The following is a 22,228-nucleotide window of genomic DNA, read 5'->3' as shown; positions in this document are numbered from 1 at the left end:
AAAAGAATCGTAAATTTGTTAATAAACGTAAAAATACCATATATTAAACGCATGAAAAACTAACAGGAGTTGGCATCGAAGGTTGCGTTACTTATTATTAATCAGATTCTTCCGGTTGATAAATTTGAAACAATACTGGAAGAAAAGGGTTACTCGTGCCTAACCCTGGATAGAATTTCTACTGATATTGAACTACCTATCTTTAATGTTGCCATAGTAGGTCTGGACAATGAAAACACATACCTAAAGCTAAAAGAGAAAACTGACAACTACGACGGGGTAGTTCTTTTCTTTTCCGGAAAACATTACAGTGAAATTGCCAACCAAATAGCAAACCTGCCTGAGAGTTTACACATTGAGCCTAATTTTTCAGGGAAAGAGCTAGAGCTCGCCATTGAGCTACAGCTGCTCAAAAGGCAAATACAAAAGGCTGAAAGTTTTGCCAGCAGCAACTTTGACACAAACCATGTAAGGCTTAAAAAGATTATAACCGAGGAGCAGGCTTGGAGAATAATCTTTGAGCAATCGCCTAACGGCGTTCTCCTCAGCGACGATGAAGGAAACATAATTTACACAAACACTGCTGCTACCGAAATCTTAGGTTATTCTCGTGACGAGTTCCTAAAAATGCGCTTTCACGACCTTGCACCCAAGGAACTAGCGGAGCAGGTAGATACCAATATTAAAAAGATACTGCGAGGCGAATCCCTAATCACCGAGGTCTATAATATTCGAAAAGACGGCAGTAAGCGCTTTGTCCAGCTTCACGAAACCAGGGTTATTTTTCCTAACGGGAAGTATGGCATAATGGTTATTTCAACCGACATAAGCCGAGCCAAGCAAGCCGAAGAGGCCCTTAAGGAATCGATGGAGATGTATAGGATTCTAGTTGAACACTCCAACGATGGTATTGTATTTGTAAAGGAAGGAGTAGTAATCTACGGGAATCCCCGTATCATTGAGATTTTAAAAACCAAACCCGAAGAGTTTCTTAACCAACCAATAACTAAGTTTATACATCCAAGCCAAAAAGAATTTCTGCTCCAGCGATATAAAAACCGCCTTGCGGGTAAATCTGAGCCAACAATTTACGAAACCATTCTCGTGTCGAGCCAGAATGAGGAAATTGATGTTGAATTTAACGTAAACATTGTCGATCAGGCGGGTGAAAAGATCGATATTGTTTTCATCCGCGATATCACCATAAGAAAACAGGCCGAAAAGGCCATAAAAGAGAGCGAGGAAAGCTACAAGGGATTATTCAACAACTCCAGCGAAGGCATTCTTATTATTGACTCAAGCGGCGTAATTCTTGATGCCAATAGAAGCGGACTAATACTCTTCGGATACAACAAGGATGAACTACTCGGAAAAACTATTCATGAAATTACCGATAATACACAAACATCGCTCGAGGAGGTTACCCGTTCGGTAAGGCTTGCATACCAGGGTCATACCCAAAAAATGGAATTTTGGGGGATCAGGAAGAACAATGATCTTGTTCCTATTGATATGGTTTTTAACCGAGGCGACTACTTTGGGCTTTCGGTTGTTTTTGCCATGTGTCACGATATAACCGACCGGAAAAATGCCGAGGCAGTGCTTCGCGAAAGCGAGGAAAAGTACCGTTCACTTACTGAGCAGATTCCCGTGGGGCTATACCGAATTCTTAGCAATGGACAAATTGTTTACTGCAATCCCGCATTTGCTGAAATTTTTGGGTTTAGTAGCTCACAAGCGGCCACTGGCAGCAATATTAAATCGTTCCTGAGAGATTTTGACAAGTGGTTGGTTGACTGCTCAACTGCCAAGTTGCCAATTGAGGTTGAGATGCTGAGGGCCGATGGCTCCACCATATGGGTTCAAAATATTCTCCAGCCCAATGTTACCGAAAACCCCGATGCCACTTACTTTGATGGTATGCTAACAGACGTAACCGATCGTAAAGTTGCCATAGATGAGCTTACTGAAAGCGAGGCTAAGTTCAGAGCCATGCTCTTAGCAATACCTGACCATCTGTTCCGACTTAACCGCGAAGGAATCCTTATCGACTTTGCCCCCACCGATACAGCATTTTATCCGGAAATATCTAACCTACACCTGGGCAAAAGCATTGCGGAAATTTTCCCAACATCCATATACGAAAAATACTCCGAGGCGCTTAACTATGCTTCAATAACCGGGAAACTTCAAAGGTTTGAGTACTCGTTCAGGCAAGAAAATTCCATATTTTACTACGAGGCTCGCATAGTTCCAGCCGGTGAAAAGATATTTCTGGTTTTGCTGCGCGATATCACCCAACAAAAGAAATTTGAGGAGGAGATACGGATTCTGGCACAAACCATAATGAATGCCAACGACAGCATATCAATCACTGACCTCGATGGAAATTTCATATACGTCAATCCTGCCTTCACTAAAGTTTATGGCTATAGCCAAACGGAAATACTGGGAAAAAACATTAACTTAATTAGACCAATAGGTTTCGACTCTGACCTCAGCAAAGAGATTCATTCAGCTACCCAAAAAGGGGGATGGAAAGGCGAGATTCTAAATGTACGGAAGGATGGAACAATCTTCCCAATATTCCTCTCCACCTCACCTGTATACAACGAGTTCAACGAGCCAATTGCATCGGTGGGAATTGCTAACGACATTACTGAGCGCAAGTTAATTGAACAGGAGCTTATAAGGGCTAAGGAACAGGCCGAGGAGTCGGACAGGTTAAAAACGGCGTTCCTCTCAAACATGAGCCACGAAATCCGCTCGCCCATGAATGCAGTGCTTGGATTTATCCAACTGCTTAAAGCAGAGGAAAGTATTACTGAAACCGGAAAGCAATACATTGAACTGATTGAAAATAGCGGAAACCAGCTTCTTGCCTTAATTGAAGACATTATTGATATCTCAAAGATTCAGTCCAACCAAATAAGAATCAACAAAACTTCATTCGATTTTAACGAGCTTTTACGGGAACTTTACACCATTTACTCCAACCAGCTCATACGGAAAGCCGATCAAAAAACCCTCCTGTTTAAGCCCGAAATGCCACAGGAATCACCATTTACTATATACTCCGATCCCGTGAGGGTAAGGCAAATCCTTAACAATTTACTGAGCAATGCCATTAAGTTTACCCCAGCTGGCCATATCCGATTTGGATATACCCTCATGATAGATGAAGATATGCCCTACATTCAGTGCTATGTTCAGGATACTGGAATTGGCATATCGCCCGAAAAACAGGCCCTTATTTTTGAGCGTTTCCGGCAAGCCGACGATACCTATACCCGTATTTACGGTGGTAGCGGATTAGGATTAGCCATATCCAAAGGATTAGTCGACCTGCTAGGTGGACATATTTGGGTAGAAAGCACTGAGGGTCAAGGCTCAACATTCTACTTCACAATTCCTTTTCAGGAAGGTACTGAGAGTGGTAAGAGCTTAAAAAAAGAGGAACAAAAAACCCTGTCGTCGGAGTTGCTAAAAGGCAAAAAGATATTAGTTGTGGAGGATATCAGTGAGATTAGGCTATACTTTGAGCGCTTACTTGAACCAACCGGTGCAAAAACTCTTTTTGCACATAATGCACGCGAGGCACGAGTGCTATTCAAAAAGCATAAGGATATTAGCGTTGTTCTGCTCGACATCAGGCTTCCCGATGCCGATGGTTACACAATAGCTGCGGAGTTCAAACGCCTGCGCCCCGATTTGCCCATTATTGCCCAAACAGCGTATGCGCTCCAGTCGGAGTTTAACAAGAGTATAGAGAGCGGCTGCGACGATTATGTAACCAAGCCCATCGACTCACCCCTGCTCATCCAAAAAATATTAAGCTTAATAGAAAAGAAATCCGATAATCACTAAGGAGCTAAGCGCTCAATTTTCCATTGATTATTAATCAGTGTGTACTGTATCCTGTCGTGTAAACGGTTAGGACGCCCCTGCCAGAATTCAAAAAGTGTAGGCACTAGAGTGTATCCACCCCAGTTGGGCGGGCGTTTTACGGTTTTCCCTTTAAATTCTTCCTCAAAATCGGCCATTAAGCGTTCCAGGTACTTGCGGTTTGGAATCACTGAGCTCTGAGGCGATGCCCAAGCCCCAATTTTGCTGGCTTCGGGTCGTGTCTTAAAGTACCTGTCGCTTTCGGCATCGGTAGCCTTGTGGATTTTACCCTCGATCCTTACCTGTCGCTCAAGCTCAGGCCAGTAAAATACAAGGGCACCATATGGGTTCTGCAATATATTTTTTGCCTTTCGGCTTTCATAGTTTGTAAAAAATGACAATCCTTTATCATCGTAATGCTTAAGCAGAACCACTCTTGCCGATGGCTTGCCATCGAAGGTTGAGGTGGCAAGGGTCATGGCGTTAGGCTCAGGAACTCCAGATTCAATTGCCTGGCTAAGCCAAAGGTCGAACTGTTCAATGGGGGTAGGCTTAACATCGTTCTCGCTGAGCGACTTCAAGGAATACTCATGTCTGAGTGCGTTAAGGTCTTTAGGGCTCATGACATCATCATTAAAATTAATCCATCTGTATGTCGATTCGCTGCCTACGACCATTAATGGCGCTTCTGATACTGGCATTTAGGTCGAAACCAAGTATCAACCCAAAGGCATTAAAGTAGAGCCAAAGCTGAAAAGCTATTAGCCCTCCAAGTGAGCCATAAAACTTATTATACTGTCCAAAACGGTTCACATAGTATGAAAAGGCAAAGGAGGTAAGAATTATGAGTACGGTTGCAAGTATGGCTCCGGGTGAGAAAAAGCTAAACTTATCCTTGCGCGACGGGGCAAGGTAGTAAACCAGCGATATACCAAAAAAGAAAACCAGCACGGCAAGCAACCACTTAATAATCATAGCGATAAACAAAATCGACGATGAATGTAAAACACCCCAGTCGCCCAAAATGTTCAATAGGGTCTCCCCAAAAAACAGCAGCACAATACCAAGTATCACTATTAATGGCAACAGAAAGGTTAAAAGCAGTGCAATTAGGTGTTGCTCAACAAAGCTACGGGTTTCAATTGTATGGTATGTGGCATTGAACGCATCAATAAGGGCGCTTACACCATTGTGGCTGAAAAATATGGCCGCAAGGAAACCAAACGAAAGTAAACCGGAACTCTTAGTGGTAACCACCTCAACCAAAGTTGCCTCAACCGTTTGGTAGGCGTAGGTTGGCATAATCCCCTTTGCCAGCTGAAGCAGCTGAAACTGAAAATTTTCAAGCGGTAGGTATGGAATAAGCGTGAAGATAAAAATTAGCAGGGGAACCGTTGCCAGAAAAAAGCTAAAGGCCACAGCCGATGCCCTAGTGGTAATAGCACCATTTACAATGCCGCGGAAAAAATATCGAATTACATCTACCACCGGAACTCCATGTAGGCTTGGCACCGTAAAACGTTTTAACCTTCCCCGGAACAAGACAGCCCATATACGCAACACTTTCCCCATTGCGCTGATTTTCCCGAAAGGTTTTGCCATACCCTATTCCACTTTTTTGAGGTTCATGTCGATACTTTTAATCTGATGGGTTATTGCCCCCACCGAAATGTAATCGACCCCACAGAGAGCGTAATCACGGATTGTAGACAGATTTATACCCCCTGACGACTCCGTTTCAAAACGGCCATCAACCATTTCAACCGCTTTGCGGGTATCGCTAACTGTAAAATTATCGAGCATAATACGACGCACTCCGCCAACGCGCAGCACAGTTTCCACATCGTTTAAACTACGTGTTTCAACCTCAATATCCAGGTTTCGTCCGGTTTTGGCAAGGTATTCATTAGCCATACGAATTGCTTGCTCAATCCCTCCTGCAAAGTCGATATGGTTATCCTTAAGCATAATCATATCAAAAAGTCCCATTCTGTGATTCAAGCCTCCACCAATGGCAACAGCCATTTTATCGAGAACACGCATACCGGGAGTAGTTTTGCGAGTATCGAGCACTTTAGCTTTTGTGCCCTCGCAAAGTTTAACATACTCCCGGGTTTGGGTAGCAACGCCGCTCATACGCTGAAGCACATTAAGCACAATCCTCTCTGCCTGTAATAGTGCATGAACCCTGCCGTAAGCCCTAAAGGCGATATCGCCAGGTTGGAGTAATTCGCCATCGGATTTTAAAAAGTTAATGCTGATACTTCCATCGATACGCTTGTATATGCGCTCAGCAACCCGTAAGCCTGCAATTACACCCTCCTGCTTCATCATGAGCTGCACAGCGCCCACCGCATCGTATGGTACGCAGGAAAGGGAAGAGTGGTCGCCATCGCCTAAGTCCTCAGCAATGGCTAAGTCAATTAGCCTATCAATAAGTTGGTCGTATGGGGTCATGATCTTACTTTGGATTAATGGCTGTTTCGGGCTCAATTCGGAACTGATGAATATAGGTTTTACCCTGCTCCGTTTTCATGAATATCGATACCCGGAATAACCCGTTCTTACACTGAAGTGTACCAATAGCAAAAGCTGTCAAATCCTTTGCTCCCTGATGGTTTACGGTAAACTTAACCGGAATATTCTTTTCAAAGAATGATCGTAGCAGTAAAACTGCTTGAGCTTGGCTGTAAAAGTTTTCATCGCCAAGTAAATCAATCTCAACAGTTTTGAAGAAATATCGGGTTAAGTTATCAACATCACCCTTTTCAAGGGCCTCGGCGCTCTTCTTAACAATTGCTTCAGGCGAATCCTGATAAACCAAACTATCGGCCTTTGATGCAAGTAACAGCAATACAGACATCAAGTAAACTGTTAATTTCCGCAACATCTTGTATTTTATTTTCATCTTTTTATTCCCCAAAGGTAAAATATAGAATGTCTAAACTACAAATTATAAGCCAGAAAGCGATTATCAACCTGCAAATTAATATGAACTTTTCAAAATTAAGTATTTTTATGAAGACAGGGAATCAGTGTAAATAAAATAATTTGGCGTAATCTGGTTAATTGAAAAATCAATTGACGAACCGACCAACAAAATTTAATCATTCCAAATGAATCCGTATCATTTCGAGCTACCCCCAATTTATTTTTGCTGGTCTTAACTGTTAACTTTTCACAATTCATCTAACTTCCTCTAACTCCATCATATTCCATCTTTTCCGTATCACACCCGCTTAAAGTCAAGCGTTTAACGGCTCACGGTTCACGTTTATCGGGCTTAAACTTCCTCTAACTTCTTCTAACTTCCTCTAACTTCTTCTAACTTCCTCTAACTTCTTCCAACTTCTTCCAACTTCTTCTAACTTCTTCTAACTCCAACATATTCCTTCTATTCCGAATCATTCCTCTTTTAATTCATGGCAATTCGAGACAAAACTCTATTACCTTTGCGGAAATTGATGCTTATGCTGCCACAGGGTTGTAATCCGGAATGCAGGGGGTGTAGCCACAGGGATTGGTCCATGACCGATAGCCTTGAGCAAAAAAGAGCATTTATCAAGGGGAAGCTACCGGAATGGGCTAGCTGCGTTGAGCCTGTGCGTTCAGTTACCGAAGATAAGCGTTGGGGATATCGCACCAAAACAACCCTAAGTGCAAGGTTTAATGGAAATATTTGGGAGTTTGGAATGTGGCGGCGCGACGAGTTCATCCCTATTACCAACTGCCCCGTACATACCCCAGGGTTGAACAAAACACTTTCCTTGCTTGCGAATTCATTTCCGCGGGAACACTCATTTGCACTTGCATACATTGTAATTTCAGGCGCACAGGCTGTTTTGGTAATCAAATCGAAACAAGAGCCAACGTTGAGCTGGCTAAGCGAAGAGGTTGTAAAAGGCCTTGCCAGCTTAGGAATTGAGGGTTTATGGTACCACATGAATCCTTCGACAGGCCGAAGGATTTTTGAGAAATCCGGATGGAGGTTAATATGGGGGAAGCCCCGTTCAACCGATTACAATGGATTACTTTACGGCCCAGCTGCATTTCAACAACTTATTCCTGAACTCTACAACCAATCGTTACTCGAGGCTGAAAACTTCCTGAATCCGGGCATCCAAAGCGCTGTAATTGACCTTTACTGCGGCACTGGTAACTCCATGCTGCGTTGGGCTAACCGAGATGCCGATGTTTTAGGTATTGAGCTTGGAGGCGAGGCTGTGGAGTGCGCCCGTTTGAATGTTCCCCAAGCAATGGTTTTGCGGGGTGCTTGCCGGCAAAGGGTACCTCAAATTGCTGATTGGGCTGATAAAAAACGCAGTCAAGGAAAAGAAATACTACTTTACGTAAACCCGCCACGCACAGGGCTTGAAACTGAGGTTTTAGAATGGATTACTAAGCAGGGGCTTCCCATTCGAATTGCCTACCTATCGTGTAGCCCGGGTACCCTCTCAAAGAATTTGAAATTGCTATGCACAAACGGTTACCGTTTAGTGCGGTGTGTGCCATTCGATTTCTTCCCGCAAACGCACCATGTGGAAACGCTTGCGTTGCTTGAGAAAGTCAGCGCTGATACGCATTAGCATCGACACTTAAACAGCTAAAGCTCTCCCTAAGCGATGTCTTATCCTCAGCAACAATAATAAGCTTATCGTTTGGTTCAATCACCGTTGAACCGGTAGGTGAAATGTACCTATCGTTGCGCTGAATAAGAACAATTAGCGATTTTTCAGGAAAATTAAGGTCAACTATTCGTTTTCCAACTACACAGCTATCGTCAGGTATGTCAACCTCAACCATTTCAGTGCTAATATTTTCCCTGAGCATAACATCAACAGGGGTAATTTGCTTAACCCTTTGTGGTAGCAAAACCCTAAACCACTTTGCGACTCGAATAAGCGATGTACCTTGAATTAACACCGAAGTCAAGGTGATAAAGAATACAATATTGAATATTTCCTGAGCCTTAGCCATTCCAGCAATCAAGGGGTATGTAGCAAATACAATTGGCACTGCGCCACGCAATCCTACCCAGGCAATGTACCACCGCTCACGATTTTTCATCCTGTAAGGGGAAAGACTAATGAAAACGCTCAATGGCCTTGCAACAAACATTAACCCAAAGGCTATAAGCAAACCGTTCCCTATATGCGGAATAATTTCACCCGCATTCACTAGTAAACCAAGTGTAATGAAAAGGATTATTTGCATAAGCCAAGCCAAACCATCAAACATTTTCAGGATGGTCTTTTTATGTATTAAGTGACTGTTTCCCAGAAATATTGCCGATAAGTAAACGGCCATAAATCCATTTCCTCCAATAAAATCGGTTAAGGAAAAGGTTAGCAACATCAGGGTAATTGCTAATACAGGGTATAACCCTTCATATTCGAGTTTGATGTTGTTAATTATGTATTTGCTTGCGTACCCAAAGCCCACACCCATACCAACTCCAATTATTATCTGGCTAAGAAAGAGTTTTACTACCTCCCAGAATGTTAGCGATGGGCTTGTTGCAAGCCCAAGAAAAATGATGGTTAAAAGGTAAGCCATAGGGTCGTTACTACCGCTCTCAAGCTCAAGGGTTGGCCTCAGATTACCCTTTAGGGCTAAATTTTTAGAGCGAAGTATTGAGAAAACAGCAGCTGCATCGGTTGACGATATAATTGAGCCAATTAAAAAGCTTTCCGTAAAACTAAAATCAGTTACTAGCCAGGTTATAAACCCCGAGAAAAGAGCCGTTAACACCACCCCCAGGGTGGAAAGGGTTATACCATGCCGTATAATCGGCTTAATGCTAATCCAGTTTGTTTCGAACCCCCCTGCAAATAGAATAAAGTTTAAGGCAACAACCCCAATAAACTGAGCCGTAACTGCATCGTTAAAAACAACCAGTCCTGAAAAAGACGTGCCCGCAAGCATTCCAACAAACAGAAAAAAGATGAGCGTTGGAACACCCAAGCGGAACGATGTTTTTCCGGCTATTAAGCTAATGAATAGCAGCAAAGAACCAATCAGTAAAAAGTTCTCAGTGGTGAAGTTCATCTGCTTAATACAGTTCGTTCAAAATTTTTCCTTTACTTGAAAACGATACCCCCTGCCCACTGGTTAAGCTTACCATGATGGTCTCAACCAGGGGCTCGTTTACAGCAGAATCGGCCATCCACTCCAGAATGAAATTTGCGCCCACTCCGCTCCTGTCGCTTTCCGGAACAAAGTAGTTAACTGTTTGCATGGGCATTACTGTATCAACCCGCGAAAGTAAGAAGTCCTTTATCAGGTTTCCTTCGGTATCGAGGTAGTAGACACTAGTAATGTAAATTGGATTATTAAAATCGGTATTGTGAACAGCCATAAAAGAGCTTAACCCATAAAACGATTTTCCCTCGGCAAATGGTATGCTGGAGTAAACCGGCAAGTAGAACGTTTGTGCCTTAACCTTTTTAACGGGGTTCTTCACCTTAATGTGAACTGGGTCAAATTTAGCCAGTTTAACTGTTTGTGTTTCATGGTGTTTACAGCTCAAAAAAACACCTATAGCCAGGGTAATGCTTATTATAGCGTATCTCATACCCAACATGGTTTAGTTTTACAATTATTTCATATCTTGCAATATAAAAATTTTATTAAATCTTTTAAGAAAATTCAACCATGAAAAGGTATGTATTTTTAATTGGTTTAACCGTTGCAGCCTTTCAGGCTTTAACTTGCACAACAGCCATTATCAGCGGCAAGGCAACCCCCGATGGTCGCCCATTATTATGGAAACACCGCGATGCCGACGACTTTAACAACAAGGTGGTTTTTGAGGTTGGCCCACGGTTTAAATACTTAGCGCTCATCAACTCAAACGACCCTGAGCGCCATGCCTGGGCTGGCACCAACAGCGCCGGATTTGCCATAATGAACTCGGCATCGTACAATATCAAGCCAAAGTCCGATTCAACAAGGATTGAGGATATGGAAGGCTACATCATGAAGTTAGCCCTTGGCAGGTGCGCCACTATTACCGATTTTGCCCAAATGCTCGATACGCTTCCAAAGCCCTGGGGTGTATCGGCCAACTTTGGCATTATCGATGCCAAGGGAGGAGCCGGCTACTTTGAGGTTAACAACTTCAGCTACCGCTTTTACGATGCCAATAGCTCAACCGATGCCCCGGAAGGGTACCTTATCCGTTCAAACTTTTCGGTTTCGGGTGAACCCAACAAGGGGGCAGGATACATTCGCTTTAACACAGCCTCAAACCTCATTGAGGAGGCTAAAAAAAACGGTCAGCTTACCGCCGAATTCTTCCTAACCAAAGCCACAGTTAGCCTGCGACAGGATATCACCGGAATTGATTTATCAAAGGAAATAGCTAAGGCTGAAAAGATTTACCCGCTCCGCGATTTTATTGTTCGGTACTACTCATCATCAACAGTGGTTATTCAGGGAGTACTGCCCAAGGAACCTACCGATTTTGCCACCATGTGGGTAAAGCTGGGCTTTCAGCCTGCATCGGTTGCTATTCCTCTATGGGTTGGCGCAGGTGGCATGCTGCCCGAAATCATAACTGCCCCCGATGGACTAAACGCCAAGCTATGCGATTTCACACTTAAACTAAAAAAGGATTGCTTCCCGCTTAGCTCATGGGCCGAAGGGGAAAACTACGTACTGCTAAGCAAACTTATCAACAAGGAGCAAACCGGACTAATACAGCTCACCAATATTTTCGACAAGGAAATTATTGCCCGTACCAAAACGCTTTACGACAAGTGGACTAAGTTTGAGTTCAATCCCACTGAAGCTTACAATTTCTATTTAACACTTAACAGGGATGTTGAAAATTTCTATAAAATCCATTTCGATTTATGACCACACGTAAACGACTGATAGTTCTCACGGGAGCAGGCATAAGTGCCGAAAGCGGAATACGTACGTTTCGCGATATGGGAGGGCTCTGGGAAGAGTACGACGTTATGGAGGTGGCAAGCATCGATGGATGGAAGAAAAACCCACAGCTAGTGCTGGAATTTTACAACCAACGCCGACGACAACTACCAACCGTTGAGCCGAATGAAGCCCACAAAGCGCTCGCCGATGCCCAAAACCTATTCAATGTATTTGTAATCACCCAGAATGTTGATAACCTGCACGAGCGTGCAGGAAGTAAGAATGTGCTTCACCTGCACGGTGAGTTAACCAAAGCCCGACCAACAGGAAACCCCAACAGGATAATCGATATTGGATATAACGATATTAACTGGGGCGATACCCTCGATGGGTACCAGCTACGACCCCATATTGTATGGTTTGGCGAGGAGGTACCCATGATGAACGAGGCCATTAAACTGGTTCAAACTGCCGAGATTTTTGCTGTTATTGGCACCTCGCTGAATGTTTATCCCGCAGCCGGACTGCTCGATTATGCCCCTAAAGGTTGTCCCATATACCTTATTGACCCAAACGATATAAATATCTGGCGACGCGATGTTACAGTAATAAAAGAAAAAGCATCGGTAGGTGTTCCAAAGTTTATTGAGATGATTAAGAATGAATAAGCCGATATTCATTGGACTAATTCCATTACTCCTAAGCCTTTACCAGGCCAATGCACAGAACTTTAAAGGAGGACTGCTTGCCGGAATAGCTGCAACCCAGGTTGATGGCGATACCTATGGTGGTTACAACAAGGCTGGCCCCATTGCAGGCATTTGGGTTGAACGCAACTTTCTGCCAGACTGGTTTTTCCGCATCAGCTTTCGTTATATCCAAAAGGGCAGCTATGCCAAAGACCGCTCCTCCGACTCGCCCGACTTTTACCGTATGCGGCTTAACTACTTTGACCTACCAGTTGTTGCTGGCTACCGGTTTGTAAACGGGTTCAATGCCGTTTTGGGCCTATCGGCTGGTTACCTAAGCAAGGCAACCGAGGAGAACTCGCTTGGCCCCTTCCCCCCCGAAGAGGTATCGGCCTTCAACAAGTTTGAGATAGCCGGTATTGCTGGGATGGAGTACAACTACAGCGCAAAGTGGCGTTTTGGCTTAAACATAACCTACTCCATATTCCCTGTTCGACCCTACAGGGATAATATTTCGTACCGGCTAAACAAGGGTCAATACAACCGGGTTTTGGAGTTTGTGGCTATTTATAGGATTCAGTGATGTTATCAAACGCCAAGCGAATTTTAACGATAGCTATAGCTGCAATAGCTGTAAACCATGTTTGCCTTGCACAGGAGGGAAAGTACAGCGTCGACCTAAAATTGCGGCCGGGCTTTATTATACCCCATCATGGCTACATGGCCTACTTCCTGTCAGAAAATATTAATGCGATTCAGCTAAATCTTGGCATAACAACCGATGGTAGCAAGTTCTGGCACAAGGAGTACAGCTATCCTATTATTGGCTTTGGAATACATCGTTCCGGGTTAGGAAACGACACCCTTTACGGGAATCTAACCGGGTTATACTTTTTTATCAACCGTTTCTTTTTAAACACCAATAGGCGGTTTAACATCAGCAACACCCTATCGGTAGGCTTGAGCTACGCATCAAAGTGGCACTGCCCTGTAAACAGAACTAACATGGTATTGAGTACACCACTAAATGTTTTTTTTCAGTACGAACTGGGAGTAAACTACAAACTAACCACCAACCATAACATCTCCGCAAGCGTTGGGCTTGCACATGCTTCCAACGGAAGCATTAAGGAACCAAATTTAGGGTTTAATATCTTTACCACCTCACTGGGTTATAGGTACTCCTTTGGCAAACCCAATCTGGTAAAAAACGAGTTTCCAACCGATAACACACCCTACACAACGTGGAGTGTAGGCATTTTTTCCAGCGTAAAATCGGTTAATGCATTTACAGGTAAGCAGTACGGCATTATAGGATTTTCGGCCGAAAAGCTATACCGATTTGCACCGCTCTCCATGCTTGGTTTGGAGCTCAGCGCATACAGCGATAACTCCATACCCTACCTGGTGAAAGATAAAAGCGATATTCCAATTACAGCCGACAGGTACGACAACTTAGCCATGGCGATTAATGCCACTTACCTAATGGGGTTTGAGCGCATAAGTATTGCCTTCCAACCCGGTATTTATCTACGAAACCGTTTTTATGGTTTTGGAGCTGTTACCAACAAGGTTGGAATACGCTTCAACTTGTATAAGGGCATAAGTGCAGCAATAGCTATAAAGGCCCACTGGCTCGCCCAGGCCGATTTTGTGGAGTTTAGCATTAAATACTCTTTTATCAAGAATGAGAAATAGACTGTATATACTGATTCTTTTCGCTTGGATTTCCCAATCGTGTAGCCTGATAGACGATTACACACTGGGTGATATGGCTGAACGCCGGATAAGCCTTCCCCTTACCCTTGAGAAATTCGATATAAAGGGTTCATTTAGCATAACCATACTTCAGGACACTGTGGGATTCCTTGTTGTTAAATGCCACGATAAGGTTATACACGATGTTGATGTTAAAATTCAAAATGATATTTTACTCTTGCGTGAAAATGTGAAAAGCCGATGGTTAAAGGACTACCCCATTATCAACATTGAGCTGCACTTGGCTGAAATACCCATGATAGAAGTCCGACAACCCTGTAAGCTAACCATACCAAACAATTTCAAAAGCCACAGCTTTTACCTGGTGGACTGGGGTAACTATGTAGATTGCAGTGCTTACGTAGATGTGGATATACTTAGGATTGATGTATCGGGCGAAAGCTTTGGCACATACAGGTGCAAGGGGTACGCTGAGTATGCAACCCTGAATGCACATGGCGCCGCACTAATCGACCTTTCGCAAACCCAAGTTAAGTATTGCACGGCTAATCAGGGCTCAACGGAAACCATGCATATTTGGGTAACTGACCACCTTAAGGCAAATATTACCACGGCAGGAAACATTCACTTAAGCGGTAACCCTACAATAGAGCTAACCCGCCAGGGTTCAGGCGAATTGGTTAGAGTTCCTTAGCAAATGGACACAAAAAAATAGGCTGCCCTGTGAGCAGCCTACTTATTTTTACCTTACTGGTTACGTTTCTTGAACTCCTCAACGCCTTTATCCAGGAACTGAATAAATGCCTCCACATCGAGGTCGAATCCACGAGGCTCAGCAAGCATCTTCTCCTGGTTATCGAGCAACACATAGTATGGTTGCCCATTCACGTTGAACCGGGTAGCCTGAAAATCGGAATTCTTTTTTCCAATTGTCTTTTTAACCTTGCCATCGCGGGCCGAAGTTACCCATTCGCTCTCGGGCAACTCAGTTCTATCGTCAACGTAAAGGGCTACAATAATGTAATCGCGGCGCAACCTCTCCAGTACTCGGGGATCGCTCCAAACCTGCGCCTCCATTACCTTACAGTTAGCACAGGTATGCCCAACAAAATCGATAAACAAGGGCTTTTTCTTTTCCCGTGCACAACTCAAAGCCTGGTCGTAATCAAAATAACCATTCAGGCCATGAGGGAGGTGAAGGAAATCGGCAAAGCGAGGCTCCTCGCATAGCGAGTTTTCGTCGGCAACAGGGGCTGTGGTCTGGCTAATAATTACCTGATTCGACTTCAAGTCAAAGCTTTGGCTGCTTTGTGGAGGCAACAAACCGGAAATGGTTTTAAGCGGTGCCCCAAATAACCCGGGAAGAAGATAGAAAACAAAGGCAAAACTGGCTATGGCCAGGAATAAACGGAAAACACCCACATGTTGAAGATCGGAATCGAACTTGAATTTGATTTTGCCTAACAGGTATAGCCCCAGCAATGTGAAAATAGCCATCCAGATAGCAATGTAGCCCTCGCGGCTAATGAGGTTAAGCTGGTATCCCTGATCGATGGTAAGTAAGAATTTTAGCGAGAAGGCAAGCACGATGAATCCCAGAAAAACTTTCACTGAATTCATCCAGCCACCGCTGCGGGGCAGCGAGTTAAGCCACGACGGGAAAATTGCAAACAGGGTGAACGGTATGGAGAAAGCCAGCGAAAAGCCAAACATCCCAACAATGGGTTTTGCACCCAACCCCGATGCAGCCTCAACTAGCAGCGCACCAACAATGGGGCCTACGCACGAAAGGCTTACAATAACTGTTGTTAAAGCCAAAAAGAATGAGCCAATTAGTCCTCCCCTATCGGCCTTGCTATCGGTTTTGTTGGCCAGGCTGCCCGGTAACACTATCTCAAAAAGTCCAAAGAACGATGCCGCAAAGGCAATAAAAAGGATAAAAAATATTGAGTTGGTTATCCAGTGCGAGGTTAGGGTATTCGCAAAATCGGAACCTAGGCTGAACAACGAAACTATCAACCCCAGCGAAGTGTAAATGGCTACTATTGAAATGCCAAACACAAAGGCGTTAAGTATGGCGTTAGCCCTGTTCTGTTGCTTACCCATGAAGAACGAAACTGTCATTGGAATCATGGGGAATACGCATGGGGTTAGCAATCCGGCTAGTCCGGCAGCAAACGAAACAAGGAAAAACCACCACAGCGATTGTTCCTCTGTTTTACCTGTATCGGTTGCACTCTCTACCTCTATTTTCTCGGTTTGAACGCTATCGGCTACTGCTGTTTGTTCGCTTCCCTGCCCCTCAATACTTGTAACTGCTCCCTCAATGGGCGCCGAAGACTTTGCTACTGTGCTAATGCTCTTTTCCAAATAGATACATTTATCAGCGTAGCAAGCCTGGTATTCAACCGTAATGTTTATGGGTGCCTCCTCGGATTCAAGTTCAATAAGCTGCGAGAAAACTGCCTCACCATCAAAGAACGAAAGGTCAAGGTTGAAGATTTCATCGTGTTCGGTCTTGCTCTTCGATACCTCCTTGATATTGCCTATCAGCTTGTAGCCAACAGGTTTCTCAAAGGAAAAGCTGGTGGGCAGCGGCCCGCCCTCGGGCAGCTTAGTTGAGTAAAGGTGCCACCCCTCATCGATGCTGGCACTTATCACCACCTCAAATTTGCTGGCGTCAATCCTTTTGGTGGTTGCCGACCACTGAACCGGATCGTCCATCTGCGCATGTACTTGACCCAGCGCAAGCAGCCCAAACAGGAATACACCTAATGATTTTAAAAGAGCTATTCGCTTCATGATGCATATATTTTTATGTTTTTGCAAATATAGCTTTTTAATGATGAAGTAATGGAGGTATAGAATTAGCGGATGGACATGGTGAATGGCTAGTAAACATTAAAACGGAAAAAATGGAGAATATTTGGAATTTAGAGGAATATGAGGCGTTAAACGTGAATCGTTAGCCGTTAAACGGGATAGAAGGATAATGGATAATGGATAAAGGATAAATGTAATGGATTCAAGGTTCTTTTACGAACAACGATCAACGATTCACGAACAACGAACAACGCTTCCAGCCCCGTAGGGGCAAAATATTTGTAACGCCATGGCAACCCTACATGTACAGCGATGCACACAACACTTTTTCCAAAGAGCAAGGTTGAAGCTTTGCGTCGCAACAGGAAAGCATTGCAAAGAGCAACTGCTGGGAAACCAACTAAAAGGGAAAGGAATTGATGGTAAAAAAGAGATGCTTCGGCAACGCTCAGCATGACAAAGGGAGTGAGAGAGCTAATGGTATTGTCATTCCGAGCTAGTCGAGGAATCTCATTAATGAAGAGTTATAAGTTCAATGATATGCTTCGACGGGGAACAGCATGACAATCGTTTCGTGAACTGAGCAACAGCAGTATCACAGAGTTGCACAGTGTGAATCTGCATTATCTGTGTCATCTGCGTTCCATTACCAAACTATACACAATACACCAAACACTAAACACACCTTAATTATCAACAATCGCATATTTTTATTGCAGTGTAAGCAACAAACTCAGCGTATTCTGTATTCTATCAAACTCGCCCCAACCATCAACTTCCTTTAGAACGATTAAAAATTATCAAACGAACGTTTTACCGAAAGTGTTGATTTAAAACGTTTGCAGCAAAAACAAGCATGCTATATAATTATGCCGAACAACATATTTGTATAAAAATGCTTGCACAAAAAATATTTTTTTCTATACCTTTGCCTCGGATTCATATCTGGGACAACTATGATTAAAAAAGTATTAATTGCTAACCGGGGCGAGATTGCAGTCCGGGTTATCCGCTCATGCCGCGAGATGGGGATACTCTCCGTTGCGGTTTACTCCGATGCCGACCGACGTGCACTCCATGTGCGCTATGCCGATGAGGCATACCACATTGGGCCATCGCCCTCGCGCGAGAGCTACCTGAATGGCGATAAGATTATTGAGGTTGCCCTTAAGGCAGGCGCCGATGCCATTCACCCGGGCTACGGTTTCCTTTCGGAAAACGCTGAGTTTGCCCGTAAATGCGCCGCCGCAGGCATAACCTTTATTGGGCCCGACCCCGATGCCATTAACCAAATGGGCGATAAGATAACCGCCCGCCAAACCATGATTGCTGCCGGCGTACCCGTGGTACCTGGAACCCAGCAAAAGGTTTCGGACATGGAAACCGTTCGCAAAATTGTTGATGAGATTGGTTTACCCGTCATAATTAAAGCCTCAGCCGGTGGTGGAGGCAAGGGAATGCGACTGGTTCGCCGTCCCGAAGATCTTATTTCGGCCGTTAAAATGGCTCAATCGGAGGCATTGTCGGCCTTTGGCGACGATACGGTGTATATTGAGAAGTATGTTGAATCGCCCCACCACATCGAGTTTCAGATACTTGCCGATAGGCATGGGAATACTGTTCACCTTTTTGAGCGCGAGTGCTCCATACAGCGCCGCCACCAAAAGGTGATTGAGGAGACCCCATCGCCATTCCTTACCCCTGAGCTTAGGGAGGAAATGGGGAAAGCTGCCGTGGCTGCCGCTAAAGCGGTAAACTATGTTGGTGCAGGTACCATTGAGTTCCTTGTTGATGGCAACCGCAACTTCTACTTCCTTGAAATGAACACCCGTCTACAGGTTGAACACCCCATTACCGAGCGTGTAACCGGAATCGATCTTGTTAAGGAGCAAATCCGAATTGCTTCCGGATTACCAATATCGTTCAGGCAGGATGAGATAGCCCAGCACGGGCATGCCATTGAGTGCCGCATACTTGCCGAGGATCCGTTCAACAACTTTATGCCATCGCCCGGACTTATCAGGCACATCAGCGAGCCCAATGGGCTTGGCGTTAGAACCGATGGCTATGCTTACGAGGGCTACGAAATTCCTATTTACTACGACCCCATGATTAGCAAGCTAATTACTTGGGGGCGCGACCGTACCGAGGCCATCAACCGAATGAAACGGGCTTTGTTTGAGTACAAAATCACCGGGGTGAAAACATCCATCCGCTTCCTTGAGCGTATCATGGATAACCACGACTTTAGGATGGGTAACTACAACACCCACTTCATACCCGAACACCTTGATGAGCTGATGGATATTCAGCCTCGTGGTAGTAAAATCTTTGAGGATATGGCAATAATTGCAGCCTATTTCGATTTTATCACCAAGATGGAAAAGGTGGCCATGAGCGATTTTACCGTAACCCACTCCGACAACTGGAAAACATACGGGTTAAAGCGCAGCTTGCTTCCTTACTAAACAAACATGCTTGAACAAATGGGACTTGAAGTTAGAATTGGCGATCGCATAGCCGAGGTTAAGCTGGTGCGCCGCGATGAAAATATTGCCGTTTTTGAGGTTGATGGCGTTGAGTACGAGGTGGACATTGCCCAGGTTGAGAACGGTGTTTTTTCCATAATCCATAATGGCAAATCGTTTAACATTGAGATTATTCCTGGCGATGGGCCAAAAAATTACTACGTGAATACCTTTTACAACTCCCACGAGGTGGAAATTATTGACGCCCAAAGTCGATACCAACGAAGCCGAAAGGCTCTCGACGACCATGCTGCCGATAAGATAATATCAACACCCATGCCCGGTAGGGTGGTTAAGATTCCGGTATTCGAAGGCGAAACCGTTTCAAAAGGAACAACGGTGATTGTTATATCGGCCATGAAAATGGAAAGCGAGTACAAAAGCCCCGTTGATGGGATGGTAAAGAAGATATACGTGACTGAGGGCGATAATATCAATGCTAACCAACCACTTGTTGAGATTGAGTAAATTCTATCCTTTAACCATTATCATTTTTTTTCCATGAAAACACTTGATGAGCTATATCAGGAGTTAGAGCGACGCAATGCCATAGCCGAGCAGGCTGGCGGACCCGACCGTATTGCCAAACAACACGAAAGTGGAAAAAAAACTGCAAGGGAACGTATTGTTGAACTGCTCGACCCCGGTACTTTCAATGAATTTGACAAGTTTGTGACCCACCGTACCAACGATTTTGGCATGGATAAGAACCGAATACCCGGCGACGGCGTGGTAACCGGTTATGGCAAGATTGACGGACGGTTGGTTTACGTTTATGCATACGATTTTACTGTTTTTGGCGGTACGCTTAGTAGGGCTAACGCCGATAAGATTATCAAGCTTCAGCAGTTGGCCACCCGTATGGGCGCACCAATTATTGGGTTGAACGACTCGGGTGGTGCACGTATTCAGGAAGGTGTTCAGAGTTTGGCAGGCTATGCCGAGATATTCTACAACAACGTTCGTAGTTCCGGGGTTATCCCACAAGTAACCTGCATAATGGGACCTTGCGCTGGTGGTGCAGTGTACTCACCAGCCCTAACCGATTTTATTATTATGGTTAAGGATTCCAGCTACATGTTTGTTACCGGACCCGATGTTATAAAAGCCGTTACACACGAGGATGTTACCAAGGATGAGCTGGGCGGAGCCGTTACCCATAATGCCAAAAGCGGCGTAGCGCACTTCATTGCCGAAAACGACGAACAGGCACTTATGCTTGTTAGGGAGCTAATGAGTTTCCTACCCGTTAACAACATGGAGGAGCCACCCGTTTTCCCAACAACCGATGACCCGCTCCGCGAGGACGAAAGTCTACAAACCCTAATCCCAGCCGACCCAAATAAACCATACGATATCAAGGAGTTAATCCTAACCGTGGTTGACGATAAAAACTTTCTGGAGGTTCAGCCGCTCTTTGCCAAAAACATTGTTGTTGGCTTTGCGCGTATGGCGGGACACACCGTTGGCATAGTTGCCAACCAGCCTGCCCATCTTGCCGGCGTGCTCGATATCGACGCATCGGTTAAGGGCGCTCGCTTTATTCGCTTCTGCGATTCGTTCAACATTCCCATTGTAACCTTTGTTGATGTTCCGGGATTTCTACCGGGTGTTAATCAGGAATCGAATGGTATTATTCGCCATGGGGCAAAGCTGCTATACGCTTACTCGGAAGCAACAGTTCCTAAAATTGCGGTAATCACCCGCAAGGCATACGGTGGTGCATACTGTGTAATGTCCAGCAAGCAGGTTGGCGCCGATGTTAACTACGCCTATCCCATGGCTGAGATTGCTGTTATGGGCCCCGAGGGAGCAGTAAACATACTGTACAGGAATAAAATTGACAGCGAGGAAACCCGTCAGGAACTAATTGATGAGTACCGCGAGACATTTGCAAACCCCTACCGTGCTGCGGAACTGGGCTATATCGATGAGGTTATCTACCCAAAACAAACTCGTGCCAAGCTGATTCAGGCACTGGAGATGACCCGTTCCAAGAGCCAGCAGAACCCACCCCGCAAACATGGTAACATTGTTTTGTAGCTCATGGACATCAAAAAGGTTTTTGAGAATAACAGGAACTGGGCTGAAGCGCGGAAGCGCGTTAACCCCAGTTTCTTTCGAAACCTTTCGCTGAGCCAGCAGCCCAACATGCTTTACATTGGCTGTTCCGATAGCCGGGTTACAGCTGAAGAACTTATGGGGGCAAATCCGGGCGATGTTTTTGTTTACCGCAATATTGCCAACCTTGTTCCCGCTGGCGACCTTGCCTCAATGGCAATAATAAACTATGCTGTAACGGTACTAAGGGTTGAACATATTGTAGTTTGCGGTCACTACCACTGTGGAGGCATTGAGGCTGCACTGCAGCCAAAAGATATGGGTATACTCAATCCCTGGCTACGGAATATCCGTGATATTTATCGCCACCATCGACATGAAATTGAAACAAGCAACTCTATTACCGATAGGCAAAGACGTCTGGTAGAACTGAACGTGAGGGAGCAGTGCGTAAACGTTATCAAGGCCCCTGAAGTTCAAAAAGCTATCCGATCCAAAACACTCAACGTGCATGGTTGGGTTTTCGATATGGAAACGGGCCTGCTGAAAGATTTAAAGGTCGATACCGATGCTATTCTTACGGAAATTATGTCGATATATCGCCTTGAATAGATATTTTCCTTACAGATAAATCATAGCAAACGA

The 22,228-nt window shown here is 44.6% G+C and carries 19 protein-coding genes; 11 read left to right on the top strand and 8 right to left on the bottom strand.

Going from position 1 to position 22,228, the window contains the following annotated elements:
- Positions 1-69: 69 nt before the first annotated feature.
- Positions 70-3,867 carry a PAS domain-containing hybrid sensor histidine kinase/response regulator gene (locus AB6811_RS04645; RefSeq protein WP_369489271.1) on the top strand — a complete coding sequence of 1,266 codons (3,798 nt, stop codon included), beginning with the start codon at positions 70-72 and terminating at the stop codon, positions 3,865-3,867.
- Here the strand turns inward: AB6811_RS04645 and pdxH are convergent.
- From pdxH to AB6811_RS04625, 4 genes are read right to left on the bottom strand one after another with little or no spacing between them, the layout of a single operon-like run.
- Entirely contained in the window at positions 3,864-4,508 is a 645-nt protein-coding gene (gene pdxH / locus AB6811_RS04640; RefSeq protein WP_369489270.1) for a pyridoxamine 5'-phosphate oxidase, read from the bottom strand. The two genes, AB6811_RS04645 and pdxH, sit on opposite strands and share 4 nt — an antisense overlap.
- Positions 4,509-4,524: 16 nt before the next feature.
- On the bottom strand, positions 4,525-5,487 hold the full coding sequence (locus AB6811_RS04635) for a YihY/virulence factor BrkB family protein (RefSeq protein ID WP_369489269.1): 963 nt from the start codon (positions 5,485-5,487) through the stop codon (positions 4,525-4,527).
- Between the two features lie 3 nt (positions 5,488-5,490).
- Complete coding sequence (gene nadC, locus AB6811_RS04630) at positions 5,491-6,342, bottom strand: carboxylating nicotinate-nucleotide diphosphorylase (protein WP_369489268.1); 852 nt, start codon at positions 6,340-6,342, stop codon at positions 5,491-5,493.
- A gap of 4 nt (positions 6,343-6,346) precedes the next feature.
- Complete coding sequence (locus AB6811_RS04625) at positions 6,347-6,775, bottom strand: DUF4783 domain-containing protein (RefSeq protein ID WP_369489267.1); 429 nt, start codon at positions 6,773-6,775, stop codon at positions 6,347-6,349.
- A 532-nt stretch (positions 6,776-7,307) separates the two neighbouring features.
- Here AB6811_RS04625 and AB6811_RS04620 point away from each other — a divergent pair.
- Entirely contained in the window at positions 7,308-8,471 is a 1,164-nt protein-coding gene (locus AB6811_RS04620; protein WP_369489266.1) for a class I SAM-dependent RNA methyltransferase, read from the top strand.
- Here the strand turns inward: AB6811_RS04620 and AB6811_RS04615 are convergent.
- Positions 8,452-9,933, bottom strand: a complete 1,482-nt coding sequence (locus AB6811_RS04615) for a potassium/proton antiporter (protein WP_369489265.1) — start codon at positions 9,931-9,933, stop codon at positions 8,452-8,454. The genes AB6811_RS04620 and AB6811_RS04615 overlap by 20 nt on opposite strands.
- Before the next feature lie 4 nt (positions 9,934-9,937).
- Positions 9,938-10,459: a DUF3124 domain-containing protein gene (locus tag AB6811_RS04610; protein ID WP_369489264.1), complete on the bottom strand. Its 522-nt coding sequence runs from the start codon at positions 10,457-10,459 to the stop codon at positions 9,938-9,940.
- A gap of 80 nt (positions 10,460-10,539) precedes the next feature.
- Between AB6811_RS04610 and AB6811_RS04605 the strand changes: the two genes are divergently transcribed.
- From AB6811_RS04605 to AB6811_RS04585, 5 genes are read left to right on the top strand one after another with little or no spacing between them, the layout of a single operon-like run.
- Positions 10,540-11,745, top strand: a complete 1,206-nt coding sequence (locus tag AB6811_RS04605) for a C45 family peptidase (protein WP_369489263.1) — start codon at positions 10,540-10,542, stop codon at positions 11,743-11,745.
- On the top strand, positions 11,742-12,431 hold the full coding sequence (locus AB6811_RS04600; protein ID WP_369489262.1) for an SIR2 family NAD-dependent protein deacylase: 690 nt from the start codon (positions 11,742-11,744) through the stop codon (positions 12,429-12,431). Before AB6811_RS04605 ends, AB6811_RS04600 begins: the two co-directional genes overlap by 4 nt.
- Positions 12,424-13,035, top strand: coding sequence for a porin family protein (locus AB6811_RS04595; RefSeq protein WP_369489261.1), 612 nt, complete (start codon positions 12,424-12,426; stop codon positions 13,033-13,035). The genes AB6811_RS04600 and AB6811_RS04595 overlap by 8 nt, the downstream gene beginning before the upstream one ends.
- Positions 13,035-14,150, top strand: coding sequence for an acyloxyacyl hydrolase (locus AB6811_RS04590; RefSeq protein ID WP_369489260.1), 1,116 nt, complete (start codon positions 13,035-13,037; stop codon positions 14,148-14,150). Before AB6811_RS04595 ends, AB6811_RS04590 begins: the two co-directional genes overlap by 1 nt.
- Complete coding sequence (locus AB6811_RS04585; RefSeq protein WP_369489259.1) at positions 14,140-14,865, top strand: GIN domain-containing protein; 726 nt, start codon at positions 14,140-14,142, stop codon at positions 14,863-14,865. Before AB6811_RS04590 ends, AB6811_RS04585 begins: the two co-directional genes overlap by 11 nt.
- 53 nt (positions 14,866-14,918) lie before the next feature.
- Here the strand turns inward: AB6811_RS04585 and AB6811_RS04580 are convergent, their stop codons facing one another.
- Both AB6811_RS04580 and AB6811_RS04575 read right to left on the bottom strand, forming a co-directional pair.
- Positions 14,919-16,973 carry a protein-disulfide reductase DsbD family protein gene (locus AB6811_RS04580; protein ID WP_369489258.1) on the bottom strand — a complete coding sequence of 685 codons (2,055 nt, stop codon included), beginning with the start codon at positions 16,971-16,973 and terminating at the stop codon, positions 14,919-14,921.
- Positions 16,974-17,143: 170 nt separating this feature from the next.
- Complete coding sequence (locus tag AB6811_RS04575) at positions 17,144-17,449, bottom strand: hypothetical protein (RefSeq protein WP_369489257.1); 306 nt, start codon at positions 17,447-17,449, stop codon at positions 17,144-17,146.
- Positions 17,450-17,950: 501 nt separating this feature from the next.
- Here AB6811_RS04575 and accC point away from each other — a divergent pair.
- From accC to AB6811_RS04555, 4 genes are read left to right on the top strand one after another with little or no spacing between them, the layout of a single operon-like run.
- The gene (accC, locus tag AB6811_RS04570; protein WP_369489256.1) at positions 17,951-19,462 is read left to right on the top strand and encodes an acetyl-CoA carboxylase biotin carboxylase subunit; all 1,512 of its coding nucleotides are present in this window, start codon (positions 17,951-17,953) and stop codon (positions 19,460-19,462) included.
- 18 nt (positions 19,463-19,480) lie between these two features.
- Positions 19,481-19,990, top strand: coding sequence for a biotin/lipoyl-containing protein (locus tag AB6811_RS04565; RefSeq protein ID WP_369489255.1), 510 nt, complete (start codon positions 19,481-19,483; stop codon positions 19,988-19,990).
- 33 nt (positions 19,991-20,023) lie between these two features.
- Positions 20,024-21,565 carry an acyl-CoA carboxylase subunit beta gene (locus tag AB6811_RS04560; RefSeq protein ID WP_369489254.1) on the top strand — a complete coding sequence of 514 codons (1,542 nt, stop codon included), beginning with the start codon at positions 20,024-20,026 and terminating at the stop codon, positions 21,563-21,565.
- Between the two features lie 3 nt (positions 21,566-21,568).
- Complete coding sequence (locus AB6811_RS04555; RefSeq protein ID WP_369489253.1) at positions 21,569-22,195, top strand: carbonic anhydrase; 627 nt, start codon at positions 21,569-21,571, stop codon at positions 22,193-22,195.
- Positions 22,196-22,228: the final 33 nt, after the last annotated feature.

It is taken from the genome of Tenuifilum sp. 4138str (assembly GCF_041102575.1).
Lineage (GTDB): Bacteria > Bacteroidota > Bacteroidia > Bacteroidales > Tenuifilaceae > Tenuifilum > Tenuifilum osseticum.
This window is presented reverse-complemented; position numbering and strand designations above follow the sequence as displayed.